Annotated in this window: 12 protein-coding genes; 7 read left to right on the top strand and 5 right to left on the bottom strand. The window is 61.1% G+C overall.

The genetic code is table 11. The features are described 5' to 3' along the window. Positions 1-4: 4 nt before the first annotated feature. On the bottom strand, positions 5-1,939 hold the full coding sequence (locus tag H9S92_RS07580) for a sialate O-acetylesterase (RefSeq protein WP_187466109.1): 1,935 nt from the start codon (positions 1,937-1,939) through the stop codon (positions 5-7). A gap of 145 nt (positions 1,940-2,084) precedes the next feature. Between H9S92_RS07580 and purB the strand changes: the two genes are divergently transcribed. Next, complete coding sequence (purB, locus tag H9S92_RS07575) at positions 2,085-3,425, top strand: adenylosuccinate lyase (RefSeq protein ID WP_187466108.1); 1,341 nt, start codon at positions 2,085-2,087, stop codon at positions 3,423-3,425. On the opposite strand, the gene H9S92_RS07570 is transcribed toward purB, so the two are convergent. Next, the gene (locus tag H9S92_RS07570) at positions 3,422-3,994 is read right to left on the bottom strand and encodes an aspartyl/asparaginyl beta-hydroxylase domain-containing protein (RefSeq protein ID WP_187466107.1); all 573 of its coding nucleotides are present in this window, start codon (positions 3,992-3,994) and stop codon (positions 3,422-3,424) included. The genes purB and H9S92_RS07570 overlap by 4 nt on opposite strands. A 108-nt stretch (positions 3,995-4,102) precedes the next feature. Between H9S92_RS07570 and H9S92_RS07565 the strand changes: the two genes are divergently transcribed. The 3 genes from H9S92_RS07565 (at position 4,103) to H9S92_RS21995 (ending at position 6,605) form a co-directional block, all read left to right on the top strand. After that, on the top strand, positions 4,103-5,089 hold the full coding sequence (locus H9S92_RS07565; RefSeq protein WP_187466106.1) for an aldo/keto reductase: 987 nt from the start codon (positions 4,103-4,105) through the stop codon (positions 5,087-5,089). Between the two features lie 195 nt (positions 5,090-5,284). After that, the gene (locus tag H9S92_RS07560; protein WP_187466105.1) at positions 5,285-6,046 is read left to right on the top strand and encodes a creatininase family protein; all 762 of its coding nucleotides are present in this window, start codon (positions 5,285-5,287) and stop codon (positions 6,044-6,046) included. A gap of 109 nt (positions 6,047-6,155) precedes the next feature. Then, positions 6,156-6,605: a YqaE/Pmp3 family membrane protein gene (locus tag H9S92_RS21995; RefSeq protein ID WP_222936017.1), complete on the top strand. Its 450-nt coding sequence runs from the start codon at positions 6,156-6,158 to the stop codon at positions 6,603-6,605. Here H9S92_RS21995 and lpxB read toward each other — a convergent pair. Continuing rightward, a complete protein-coding gene (lpxB, locus tag H9S92_RS07550; RefSeq protein ID WP_187466104.1) occupies positions 6,592-7,713 on the bottom strand; it encodes a lipid-A-disaccharide synthase in 1,122 nt (373 codons plus the stop codon). The genes H9S92_RS21995 and lpxB overlap by 14 nt on opposite strands. A gap of 138 nt (positions 7,714-7,851) precedes the next feature. Here lpxB and H9S92_RS07545 point away from each other — a divergent pair, with 138 nt between their 5' ends. Beyond that, entirely contained in the window at positions 7,852-8,781 is a 930-nt protein-coding gene (locus tag H9S92_RS07545; RefSeq protein WP_187466103.1) for a DMT family transporter, read from the top strand. A gap of 163 nt (positions 8,782-8,944) precedes the next feature. Here the strand turns inward: H9S92_RS07545 and H9S92_RS07540 are convergent, their stop codons facing one another. Both H9S92_RS07540 and H9S92_RS07535 read right to left on the bottom strand, forming a co-directional pair. Further along, positions 8,945-9,697 carry a ZIP family metal transporter gene (locus H9S92_RS07540; protein ID WP_187466102.1) on the bottom strand — a complete coding sequence of 251 codons (753 nt, stop codon included), beginning with the start codon at positions 9,695-9,697 and terminating at the stop codon, positions 8,945-8,947. A gap of 120 nt (positions 9,698-9,817) precedes the next feature. Beyond that, entirely contained in the window at positions 9,818-10,138 is a 321-nt protein-coding gene (locus H9S92_RS07535) for an ArsR/SmtB family transcription factor (RefSeq protein ID WP_187466135.1), read from the bottom strand. Positions 10,139-10,422: 284 nt separating this feature from the next. Here H9S92_RS07535 and H9S92_RS07530 point away from each other — a divergent pair, with 284 nt between their 5' ends. Together H9S92_RS07530 and H9S92_RS07525 are read left to right on the top strand one after the other, a co-directional pair. Next, positions 10,423-11,358 carry an N-acetylmuramoyl-L-alanine amidase gene (locus H9S92_RS07530; RefSeq protein ID WP_187466101.1) on the top strand — a complete coding sequence of 312 codons (936 nt, stop codon included), beginning with the start codon at positions 10,423-10,425 and terminating at the stop codon, positions 11,356-11,358. A 213-nt stretch (positions 11,359-11,571) separates the two neighbouring features. Next, the gene (locus tag H9S92_RS07525) at positions 11,572-12,723 is read left to right on the top strand and encodes a hypothetical protein (protein WP_187466100.1); all 1,152 of its coding nucleotides are present in this window, start codon (positions 11,572-11,574) and stop codon (positions 12,721-12,723) included. Positions 12,724-12,992 lie beyond the last annotated feature (269 nt).

Here is a 12,992-nt window from a genome sequence, read left to right as displayed (position 1 = left end):
CGATTTAATTGACCGTTAATTCAAAGGGGGTGACGGGCAGTCCTTCCTTGCTGAACAGGTTGCCATCGGGGTTGTTGGCCCAGTTGTAGCGGACGGTCTTGACTTTCAGGCCGGAGGGAACTTCGACGAACAGCGCATTTTCGCTTTCGTCCAGGAGGGCCCGGGCGAAGTGCCATTTCCCGCTCGCGTCCTGGATGGTCAGGCCCGTGGGGTAGCGGTAGCGGTCGGTGGATTTTACCATCAGCCCTCCGCCCACTTCTGCGAAGCGGACCACTACGAAGCCTGCGTCATTTTTGGCGGATTTCGCCACCGGGCTGCGGGCCTGGACTTTCTTGCCGTAGATGTCTTTGAGAGCGTGGAGGGAAAGGCGGCGGCCCACTTCCCACTTGTTGCGGGGGTGGATGTCGTCGGCCTCGCCGATATCGGTGATGACCGCCTGTCCGGTACGCGGCAGGGCGGTGGCAATGGTCTGGCTGTTGCGCAAGACGGCCCAGCCGGGCTCATTGGGGGTGGATACTGCGGCCTGAAAATTAGCCAGTTGCACCCAGAAGAAGGGCAGATCGGGCTGCTTGAAAAAGCCGCGCCATTGTTTTACGAGGCCCTGCATCAGGTCGGCGTAGCGTTCGTTGTCGCCGGGGCCAGCGTTGCTTTCGCCCTGGTACCAGAGGACGCCCGTCAGGGGATAGCCTTCCAGCGGAGCGATCATGGCATTGTAGAGGATGGTGGGCACCTGGTTGGGTTGGCCGCCGGCACGAAATTCGCCGATGTTGTACCTGAAATTGCCGGCCAGGTTGACGGCCCCGGCGGATGTTTCCAGGCGAAAATCGACGGGGCTGGCCGAGAAACCGCCGCCGCCGCCGCCGTCCATCACCCGGATGGCGATGGTGTTTTCCCCCGTCCGCAGCGTCCCGGCGGGCAAGGTATAGACCCTGGGTTCCGCGTAGGCATTGGGCATGCTGCCGACGGCGGTGCCGTTGAGGTAGGTCCAGTCGCCATCGTCAATGGCGCCCAGGTAGAGGGTGGCGGGGCCGGCCGCCTGTGCGGAAGTGAGGGTAAAGGTGCGGCGGAAATAGAAGTAGCCATCGACGTTGGGGTAGCCGGCCGCTTCCCAGTAGGTGGGCAGGGTCATGGTGGGCCAGCGGCTGTCGTCAAAGTCCGCCCGCAGCCAGCCCAGGGCTTCGCCTTCGTCTTTGGTGGGGATGGCCCGCCCGGGAAAGACGGTGGCGAAGGTGGCGCGGCCTTCCTTGCCCGCAGCCTGCATAATTTCATCAACGGCATTTTCGGCCACGGCCTCCATGCCCAGGGCGGCGGGGCTCATCCAGGGCTCGATGCGGCTGCCGCCCCAGCTGGCGTGGAGGAGGCCGATGGGGACGTCCACTTCCTTACGGACGTAATGGGCAAAGTAGCTGCCTACGCCGCTGAACTCGCCGATGCGTTCGGCCGTGCCCACCATCCACTGGTCGTCGGTAGCCTCGTCAATGTCCAGGTGAACGAGGGGCTGGGTGGCGTAGGACCGCTTCACCTTCAGTTCGCGGATCAGGGGGTCGGCGATGCTGCGGGCGCGGCTGCTGTCGGGGTCCGATTGCCGCAGGCGCCACTCCATGTTGGACTGCCCGGAGAGGAGGTAGACGTCGCCAAAATAAATGTCTTCGAGCAAGATGGCTTCGCGTTTGGTCTGGACGGATATCTTGTGGGGTCCACCGGCGGGCGTGGGGGGCAGCAAGACCCGCCAGCGGCCGTCCTTGCCCGTTTTGACGGAGAGGCGTTGTTCCCCGAAAAGCACTTTTACCACCGTCCCCGGCCGGGCCCAGCCCCACAGCGGATGGTCGGTATTGCGCTGTAGTACGGCGTGGTTGGTGAACGACTCGAACAATTGCAGTTCCTGGGCGCGGCCGCAGGTGCAAAGCAGAAACAAAACAGCAAGGAAGGTAAAGCGCACGGCAGATCGATTTTGAGCGGTGGTAAATATGGGGAAAGTTTTGCTTTTCCGGCCTTCCGTTGCTTCCCCACCGTTCATTGCACCTGCGACCGCGCCCACAAACCCACCCCTGCCCTATCTTCGCCCCCCAAATCACCCAGCAAGCATGTCCGCACTCCGCGCCATTGGCCCCATCGACGGGCGCTACGCCCACCAGACCCAGGAATTGAGCGACTACTTCAGCGAGTACGCCCTGATTCGCTACCGCGTGTTGGTGGAAGTCCGTTACCTCCAGGCCCTCCACCGCCTGGGACTGCCCCAGCTCAGTCACGTCACGGCGGTGCAGATGGACGACCTGAACCGCATCGTGGCCAAGTTCAGCGAGGCCGACGCCGAGGCCATCAAAAAAACCGAACGCACTACGAACCACGACGTAAAAGCGGTGGAATACTTCGTCAAAGAGCACGTCGCCGCCAGCGGATTGGGCGAAATTGTGGAGTTCGTTCACTTTGGCCTCACGAGCCAGGACATCAACAATACGGCCATCCCCCTGACCCTGCGCGATGCCCTGGATGAGGTCATCTGCCCCCAGCTGGAGAGCCTGATCAGCCTGATCGACCGCCACGCGATGGCCTGGGCCGACGTCCCCATGCTCGCCAAAACCCACGGGCAGCCCGCCTCCCCCACCCTGCTGGGCAAGGAATTCAGCGTCTGGACCCACCGCCTGCGCGAACAACTGCGGCAGCTTCAGGAAATCCCCATCCCCGCCAAGTTCGGGGGCGCCACCGGCAACCTCAACGCCCACTACGTCACTTTCCCCGACTACGACTGGCACGCCTTTGCCGACGACTTCGTGGCCAAGGACCTGGGCCTGCGCCGCTCCTACCCCACTACCCAGATTGAGCACTACGATAATCTGGCGGCCATCTTTCACGCCCTCAACCGCATCAGTACCATCCTGATCGACCTGTGCCGCGATGTATGGCAGTACATCTCCATGGAATACTTCCGCCAGCAGACAGTGGCCGGCGAAATCGGCAGCTCCGCCATGCCCCACAAGGTCAACCCCATCGACTTCGAAAATGCCGAAGGCAACCTCGGCATCGCCCGCGCCCTGTTCTCCCACCTGGCCGATAAACTGCCCATCAGCCGCCTGCAACGCGACCTGACGGACTCCACCGTCCTGCGCAACCTCGGCCTGCCCATTGCCCACCTCCTTCTGGCGAACAAAGCCATCACCAAGGGCTTCGGCAAACTGCTCATCAACGAGGAAAAGATCGCCGCCGACCTCGAAGCCAACTGGATCGTCTGTGCCGAAGCCATCCAGAATATCCTGCGCCGCGAAGGCTACCCCCAGCCCTACGAAGCCCTCAAGGAACTCACCCGCGGCCGTACCCACTTCAATGAGGCCAGCTTACACGACTTCATCGACGGTCTCAACGTCAGCGACGCCATCAAGACGGAGCTGAAAGCCATCCGGCCCGAGACTTACGTGGGCCGCTTTTAGTGGGCCAGGGCAGCCCCCAGCTGCGCCAGCACCCAGTCATTGACTTCCATATCCATGACCAGATGCACCCGGTCGGGACCATCATTGCGCACCGAGTGGGGGTCCGAAAGGCGCAGGTACCAGCACTCCCCCGCCTGCATGATCACCCGCCGGCCGTTGAGCAGGAAGTGGACCTCCGGGTTGGTCACTACCGGAACGTGGATGCGCACGGTGCCCCCTTCGACGTCCAGATCGTGGTCGCGGTGCTCCTTAATGATCGACCCTCGTCCCAGCCGCATCAAGCGGGCCGCCAAGAGCCTGGTGTGAAAATGGCCCAACACCTCCGCGAAGTAAGGACAGGCCGCCAGAAAGGGCGTATCCACGTAATCATCGGACGTAGGATCGGAGTAAATCATCATTACGGGGTGGGTAGCATTGCGGTTGGCACGCAAGGGGATCACCGACCAGGAGCCCTCGTAGTTCTGGGTCACGTAATGGTCGATCCAGTCGGCCGATGCCGCCAGCACTTTTTCCAGGTCCTCTTCCAGGCGGCGGGCGTCAAAATGCAGCGACAACTTATGGCTATCCATCGTTCTATGGTTTATTTCTTTGCGCATTCAACCATGCTGAAAGGATAAATGTAGGTAGAGCGGACCGGATGAACCCGTATTTTCCAAAACTTCCGATCTGCACCGCTTATGAACTACCGTCCCCTTGGCAAAACCGGTTTCCGCATTTCCGAACTCTCCCTCGGCACCTGGCAGGTGGGGGGTAAGTGGGGGGAACCTTTCGACGACCAGATTGCCGAATCCATCCTCCACGCCGCCATTGATGCGGGGGTAAACTTTATTGATACGGCCGACGTCTATTCCGCCGGGCTGAGTGAGGAGGCCGTGGGCCGGGTCGTCCGCAGCCGGAAGGAACACGTTTACGTAGCGACGAAGTGTGGCCGGCAGATCACCCCCCACACCAACGTCGGCTACACGGAAACGGCCCTGCGCGGCTACGTCGAAGACAGCTTGCGCCGGACGGGCCTGGAGCGGCTGGACCTGATCCAGCTCCACTGCCCGCCCACCGAAGTGTACTACCGCCCGGAGATTTTCGGCCTTTTCGAGCGCCTGCGGGAGGAAGGAAAAATTGCCCACCTCGGCATCAGCGTAGAAAAGGTGGAAGAGGCCCTGAAAGGGATGGAATACGACAATGTGGCGTCCGTCCAGATCATCTTCAACGTCTTCCGGCAGCGGCCTTCCGGGTTGTTTTTTCAGCGGGCGCGGGAGCGCAACGTGGGTGTAATTGTGCGGGTCCCCCTGGCCAGCGGGTTGCTGACGGGCAAGTTCGACGCCACGTCTACCTTCAGTGCCGAAGACCACCGCAACTTCAACCGCGAGGGTGCGGGCTTCGACAAAGGCGAGACCTTTAGCGGGGTGGATTATGACCTGGGCCTCCGGGCCATGGAGCGCATCAAGGCCCTGTTCCCCGGCGAAAGCAACCTGGCCCCGCGGGCTTTGCAGTGGATTCTGCGCTTCCCGGAAGTCAGTTGCATCATCCCGGGCGCATCGCGCGTTCAGCACCTCTATTCCAACCTTTCTGCGGCCGAGCTGCCTCCGCTGAGCGATGAACAGGTGGCGGGAATGAACGCGGTGTATGAAGATTTGATTAAGGAAGGGGTGCACCAGCGGTGGTAGTTTGAATGGCTTCGCTGGGCGCGGCCGCAGGTGCAGGAAAAGGACAAAGGAGCGGGGGAGGTTCGGGTGAGGGACACGGGATAGTTCAACAGTGCAGTAGTTCATAGTTCAATAGACTCACTTAGATGAACAGTCTCGGGCATACCCTCAACCGGATCCTGGTTTTATCTTCCCCGCTGAACCAAAGCCATTGTCATGCGCCCGTACATCCTCGCCGAAACCAACTGGAAAGCCGTCTCCGCCACCCGTTTTACGTTGGCGGTACTGCCCTGGGGAGCGACCGAAGCCCACAATTACCACCTGCCTTACGGTACGGACAATTACCAGGCGGAGGGCATTTGCGCCGCCGCAGCCGCCAAGGCCTGGGACCGGGGGGCGAAGGTGATCGTTCTGCCGGGCATACCCTTCGGCGTCAATACGGGGCAGGCAGACATTACGCTCGACATCAACCTCAACCCTTCCACCCAGCTGGCCATTCTGGACGACATCGTCGCCACCCTCCAGCGCCACGGCATCCCGAAGCTGCTCGTCTTCAACGGCCACGGTGCCAACCACTTCAACAACCCCCTGCGGGAACTTGGCCTCAAGTACCCCGGCGTTTTCCAGTGCTGGACCAGCTTCTTCAAGTCCCTGCCCCGCGAGGAGTACTTTGAACTGCCCGGCGACCACGCCGACGAGCTGGAGACGAGCCTCATGCTCCACCTGCACCCTGAGCTGGTCTTGCCCCTGGCCGAAGCAGGCGACGGCAGTGAAAGAGGCCCCCGCATCCCCGCCTTCAAGGAACCCTGGGCCTGGGCCGAGCGGCAGTGGAGCGAGGTAAGTGCGGATACGGGCATCGGCGACCCCTCCCTGGCCACCGCAGCGAAGGGGAAAAGATACTTTGAAGCAGTGGTTGCAAAGTTTGCCGACCTCTTTTACGATCTGGCAGAATTGGACCGCCGCGACTTCTACGCCTAAAATACGCTGGCCTCCCAAAAAACCTTGGCGGACCATGGAACATTGGCCTGGCAAATGGAGTTATGCACAGCAGCAATATTGCTCTCACAACCCACCTGTTTTTTCGCTTATGCGTTATGCTACTTTTTTCCTCCTCTTTACCCTTCTGCTTGGTTTTAGTGCGCCCGCCCACGCCATCATCGTAGCCCCCGGCACGCCCGTCACCACGGATGCCCCCGCTACCGAAGCCGACGCCCGCGCCGCTGCGGCCGCCTACAAAGCGACCCTGGATGCCATGACCCCCGCCGAACGCCGCGCCCACAAAAAAGCCCAGAAGCAAGACCTGCGGGATGCCCTGCGCCAGTACAAACAAGACGTCAAAAATGGCACCCAAGATGCCGATACCAACACCCTGCTGCTGGTCATCCTGGCCATCCTGCTGCCCCCCGTGGCCGTGCTCGTGCACCAGGGCGAGCTGAACAGCAAATTCTGGATTGCCCTGATCCTGACGCTGCTTTTCTACCTTCCGGGCCTGATCTACGCCCTGCTGGTCATCTTCGGCAACGCTAAGAAGAAGTAATCAGCCGCGCAGCGCGTACCGCTGCGCCGCCTTCCCCCAGCCGCTCGCGGAGCAGTTGGAGGTCTTTTAATTGCCGGTCTCGCAGGGGGCCGGCAATTATTTTTTCCAGGTGACCGGCCAGGTTGGCGGGGTTGAAATCGGCCTGGATCAATTCCGGCACCACGGGGGCATCCATGACCAGATTAACGAGGCTGATGTACTTGATGCGGTTGGCGATCATCCACTTGGCAATGCGGTAGGCCAGCCAGTTGCCGCGGTACACGACAACCTGGGGGACCCCAAATAGGGCCGTCTCCAAGGTAGCCGTGCCGCTGGTAACGATGGCGGCGTGGGCCGACTGAAGGACCTGGTAAGTAGCGTTCATCACCACCCGGACGCGGGGGGGGGCGGTGGCTCCGGCAATGATGGCCGCGTAGAAACTTTCCTCCTGGGCGGGGGCTCCGGCAATGACGTAATCGTGTTCCGGGTGCCGGGCGGCAGCGGCGAGCATGAGCGGCAGGCCGACGGTGATTTCCTGGCGGCGGCTCCCGGGCAGCAGCGCAATCGTCCTTCGCTCTTGAACGACTTGCTCTGCATCCTGCGGCCGCGCCCCGTTGCTTTCGGCCTCCCGCACCACGTCAAGCAATGGATGGCCTACGAAAGTGACCGGCACCCCCCGCGCCGCGTACCAGTCGGCCTCGAAGGGGAGGATGACGAGCATTTGATCGACGTAGGCGCGAATGCGTTTAACCCGCGAGGAACGCGAAGCCCAGACCTGGGGGCTGATGTAGTAAGTGACGTGAAAACCCGCAGGTTTGGCCCACGCCGCGATGCGGAGGTTGAAGCCCGAATAATCGATCAGCACCAGGCGATCGGGCTGGAAAGCGGCGATGTCGTCCCGGCAAAAACGCTCATTGCGCAGGATCGTGGGCAGGTTGCGGATCACTTCGACCACGCCCATGAAGGCCAGCTCGCGGTAGTGCTTGGCGAGGGTCGCGCCGGCCGCTGCCATCAGGTCGCCCCCCCAGGCGCGTACCTCGGCCGTGGGGTCCTCCGCCCGGATGGCGCGGATGAGGTGGGAGCCGTGCAGGTCTCCGGAAGGCTCGCCGGCGATGAGGTAATACTTCATGCAAAAGGGGCTTGACACCGGCAAACCTAAGGAAAAGCACGAAGAGCGTGTCTTAATCCTGTCAGGCTCCGCACCCCCCGCCCTTCAAGCCCGCGATTTAGCCGACCTTTGCGGCCCGTTTACCGAATGCCTCCGCCAATGCCCCTCGCTGCTCCCGTTCTGCTTTCGCCCGACCGCAAAATCGGCGTTGGCCTCATGCTACTGGGGGCCGTGCTTTTTTCCTGCAAAGCCATCGTCATCAAACTGGCCTACCAGTACGAGATTTCCAGCATCAGCCTGCTGGGCCTGCGGATGGCTTTTTCGCTGCCCCTCTTTCTGCTCATCGGGTATTTCCGGCGGGAGCGATCGGCCACCAACGGCCCCTTGAGCGCGCGCGACGTGGCGACCATCGTCGTCCTCGGCATCTTTGGATACTACCTGGCCAGCTACACCGATTTCCTGGGGCTCAAGTACCTCAGCGCGGGTTTGGAGCGGCTTATTCTCTTCGTTTATCCCACGATGGTATTGCTCTTGCAACGCATCATTTTTGGCACGCGGATCCAGCCCCTGCAGTGGGTGGCGACGGCGATCTGCTACGCTGGCATTGGCCTGGCCTTCAGTGATGCGGATTTCAGCGCGGGCAGCAACCTGATGCTGGGGGGCGGACTGATTCTGCTGAGCGCATTTTTGTACAGCTTTTACGTGATCGGCAGTGGGTTTTACGCGACGAAACTGGGTACGGTGCGCTTCACGTCTTTGGCCCTGGTGGCGGCCAGTGTGGCGGTATTGGTGCACGTATGGGTTTCGGGCAATACCCTGTTTGGTTTCCCCCCGGTTTTATACCTGTACGGGGCGGGGTTGTCGGTCTTTTGCACCGTCATCCCCACGTATCTGGTGACGGAGGGCGTGCGGCGCATCGGGGCGGGAGACGCGGCCATCCTCGGGGCCATCGGGCCGGTAGCGACAATCGTGCTGGAATATCTCGTGCTGGGCGAGCACCTTACGCTCCTACAGGGCTTGGGGGCGGTGTTGGTGATCGTCGGCGTCATCATCATCAGCCGGGGGAAGAGCAAAGGGGGAAAGGAATAATGGGCGCGGTCGCAGGTGCAAGGGAAGGACGAGGAGCAAGGCCGCTGGGATGGTCGATTAAGTGCGTCGCTGAAAGCAAGCCCCCACCGGCCCTGGAGGGGCCGCTTATGTAGCGTCGGGTGGAAGCCCGACGTTTTCGATTTAGATGAACAGTCTCCGTGCCCTAATGCGCCGTAAAATACGCCACCAGCATACCGGCGATGACGACCACGAATTTGCGCACTGTTATCCCGTGTTCCTTACGGCCGTCGGCTTCAAAGAGGATGGTGGTAGAAATGTGGAGGAAGCTGCCCACGACGAGGGCCAGGACGCGGTTGCGCCACACCGGATCGATGCTGATCGCTTCGCCAAAAACGGCGCCCAGCGGAGACAGGCTGGCAAAAACCAGGAGGCATACCCAGGTGAAGGCCTTGCTGAAGCCCGAATAACGCAGCAACAGGCCCAGGGCGAAGGCCGCCGGTATTTTGTGAAGGATGATGCCCACCAGCAGGTGTTCAGCGTCCATCGCCGTGTGGGCGGCCAGGGATTCGCCGGGCTCAGGGGCCGTTCCCAGCGGCATCCCTTCCAGAAAAGCGTGGAGGCCAAGGCCCACCATTACCGTCAGGGCAAAGCGGAAATTGCCGTGCTCGTGGGCGTGCACGTGCCCGTGTTCAATCCCCTGGCTCAATCCTTCCAGGAGGAGCTGAATGAAAAAACCGGCCAAAAGCCAGACGCCCGTGTGGTACTGTGGGTTGCGAAAGACCGTCGGCATCATCTCCATCGCCGCAATGCCCAGCAGGTAGGCACCACTGAAGGACAGCAAGAGGGGGAGGTACCTGCGCCAGTGTGCGCTCTCCGTACGACCGCGCATGACCTGTGCCAAGCCGCCACCGAACAACACACAGGTAAACAAAAGAGCATATTGCCAAAGGGCCATAAGGAGTGATCATTGGCCAGGACCGCACTGGCGCTGGCGCAAAGTTAATGCGACTTTGTGGCAATTACGAAAAAGCTTTTCGTGGAAGCCCCGCGGGTAAAGCGGGAAAGGGGATCGCCTTTACATGTTGCACTGGCAATTTTCCAGACATTCAATGATCAGGCTGACGTCGCGTTCCTTAAGCGAGTACATCATTGAGCGGCCGTCGCGCTTGACGGAGAGGATACCCTTTAGCTTCATATTCTGCAGGTGATGACTGACGAGCGACTGCTCATAACCGAGCGCTTCGCAGATGTCGGTCACGTTCAAACGCGGGTGTTGCTCCAGCAGGTGGATGATCCCCAGCCGCAGCGGGTGCGCTACGGTCTTGAGGATGTAGGCGATGCGTTCGAGCTTCTCGGCTTCCTGCCCGTTGAGGGCGTTGGGCTTGACTTGTTCCATGCTGGGGGCGATGTCTGCGTAAGTTGGCACAGTCCTTCCCAGGTACTGCTGCACCATAAATGAAGTGCGGTAGCGGGGCGGGCCGTGGGAAGAATACAACTCATTCCCCTTCTAGGTTGACTCCGTCCTTTCGGTCCGGGCGGTGGCGGGCTGGCGGGGGTGTTGAGCCGGGGTCAGCCCGAGCCGGGGTGGAGGGGATGACCGAACGACAAAAATTCTTACCTTGCTCGCGGCAATTCCCGGGCCGTAGCCTACTGTGGCCCTCCGCTATTGCCTCCGCTTGTATGAAGGACTTCCTCCAGGCCATCGTCGATATCCTTGCCGTGCTCTTTGGCGATGCCCCCCAACGGCCGCGACCACCCAGGCCCCTGCCGCCAGCCTTGCCCCCGGCGGCGCCCCTGCCCCCGCGTGCGGATCCTGCGGAACCCCAGGATGCCTCCGACGTCGGTGGCGAAGATGCCATCGTGGTCAGCCACGAAGCAGAGCCTCCCCGGGATACCAACGGCCCTGAATTTGACCTGGATCCTTTGCCCGCCCCCGACGACGGCAACAGCCCGCCACTGTCCCCTGATGATCGCCCCCGGGGGCCCGTCCCCCCCGCCCCCGAGTACCGCGCCCGCTACCTCTGGTGCATCGATAATGGCCACGGTGCGCTCACCGCCGGCAAACGCAGTCCCATCCTCGAAGACGGTCGACAGCTTTTTGAATACGAGTTCAACCGTGCCGTCACCGCCCGCATTTTCGCCCAGCTCGATCGCATCGGCGTGGCCTACTTCAACGTCGTGCCGGAGGTGCAAGTCGGCAATTTCCTCACCGAACGGGTAGACCGGGCCAACCGCCTCAGCAGCGCCCTGCCCAAAATTTTCGTCAGCGTCCACGCCAACGCCGGCCCCGCGGCTTCCGAACAGGACTTTACCGACGATCGCGTCCGGGGCATCGAGACCTGGTACTACCACGGCAGCCAGACGGGCCGCGCCCTGGCCGCCGTTTTTCAACGCCACCTGATTGCCCACACCGGTCTGGTCAATCGCCACCTCCGCAGCAAAGTAACGGGCCAGTTTTACGTCCTCCGCGCCACCCGCATGCCCGCCATCCTCACCGAAAATGGCTTTTTCAATAACCGCTTCGAACTTCCCCTTCTCCTCAGTGATGCTTTCCGCCAGCAGGTGGCCGACGCCCACGTGCAGGCCATCCTGGAGGTGGAGCGGGAAGGGGTTTAGTAAAGGAGGAAGGGAATAAGGGGGGAAAGAAATAAAGGAGCTACCGCACGAGATAGTGACGCGGCTCGGAGAGTGTGTCGCTGAAAAGAAGCTCTTTATTGGCCCTGGGCCCCGCGAAGCGTTGGGGTATATAGTCCGATGTTTTAGGTTTAGTTGGCGAATTGAACACCACACTTTGATGAACAGTCTCCCACAAGTCTTACCTTAGGCCCCATGTCCATCACTACCCAGGAACAGCTTGAGGAATTAAAGGAAACCCTCCGCACGGCGGTGGCGGAAGCGGCTACGGACGAGGCGCTGGAGTTGCTCCGCACGGCCCTGCCCCCCGAGCGCCCCAAGCACCAGCAGGTCATTCTCCTGGCCAGTCGCTACGCCGATTTGCTGCAGTACCAGATCGGTAACACCCTGGATCCGCTGCGGATTGATGTCCTCCGCCAGGAACTCCGCCAGGATATTCTGGCCTTCGTTACCCACCTGGCTTTGGTCGACTTCAGCCCCCAGGCCCCCGGCCGCCCGGAACTCAAGCCCGGCCACCTGCTGTACAAAGTCCCGCCGCGCATGCAGGTCCGCCAGGCCCACGAATGCCTGGTGCGGGTCGCCCACCAGCTCAGCCAGGTACTGAGTGGCATTGCGCTGGACGACAGTGTCAGCCTGGAAGAAATCCCCGTCGCTCAGGTCATGGAAGTGGAAATCATCGACCCCTGCCTCGACGGGGTCCGGCAGTTTGATATCCTGCTGCTTTCCGACGGCGAGCAAATCGTTGACGAGTACAGCTACACGGAGTGGGTTTTTCACGTGCGCCCCCTGGTAGAAGGCCGCCATGAACTGGTGCTCAAAATTTCCGTCCTGCTTACCGTCGCTGGTAAGGAGCGGACCAAAAACCTCATCCTTCGCCGCCCCATCGAGGTGCGCGCCGATGCCGAACCCGGGCCGGCTACTCCGCTGCAACGGGTCAACACCGCCGACCCTGGTGCCGTCGGAGCAGCCGCAGAAGAATTGCCCAACCCGGAAACAGAAATTGAAGCCACCCTACCACCACCCCGCCCCGCGCCCCCCCAGGCAGGCGGGAAAGGACTCAGCACCCAGCCGTTTCCCAGCCCCCTACCCCACTACAGCCCTTCCACCGTCCCGCCCGACGACGTCACCTTCAGCAGCCGACCCAAAAAATCTTCGGGGTGGCTGCGGCCCATGCTCACGGCAGCAGCCACGGTTCTTTTTCTCCTAGTCGGCTTCTGGGCAATTGACGGCAGAAAATCCAGCGAAAATTTAACCGGTACCGACGATCCCACCAACGGCGTCCGAACGGATTCGCTTCAGGATGCCACGGACCGCCAGGATTCTTTGCGTCTCCAGCAAGAGCAATAGCCAGGAACGCGCCGGATGCCCCGATGGCTGGCCAGCGCTCCTCCGCTTTGGCAGTATTGGTGAAAAAATAAGAGCGTGTCTAAAATTTTTAAGAACTGATAATCAATGACTTATGGTTCTGGCTAGACAAAAAATTGCGCGCATAGTGGACTACGTAAGCCATTTTTTGTGACGCCAGGTTCATAGCACGAAGTACTGCGTAGCAAACTGCTTGGTTATCAGGAAGTAAAAATTTAGACACACTCTAAGCTGCTAAAAATTCGGTGCAG

It is taken from the genome of Neolewinella lacunae (assembly GCF_014349155.1).
Taxonomy (GTDB): domain Bacteria; phylum Bacteroidota; class Bacteroidia; order Chitinophagales; family Saprospiraceae; genus Neolewinella; species Neolewinella lacunae.
The sequence above is the reverse complement of the archived record's forward strand: the minus strand, read 5'-3'. Positions and strand labels throughout refer to the sequence as shown.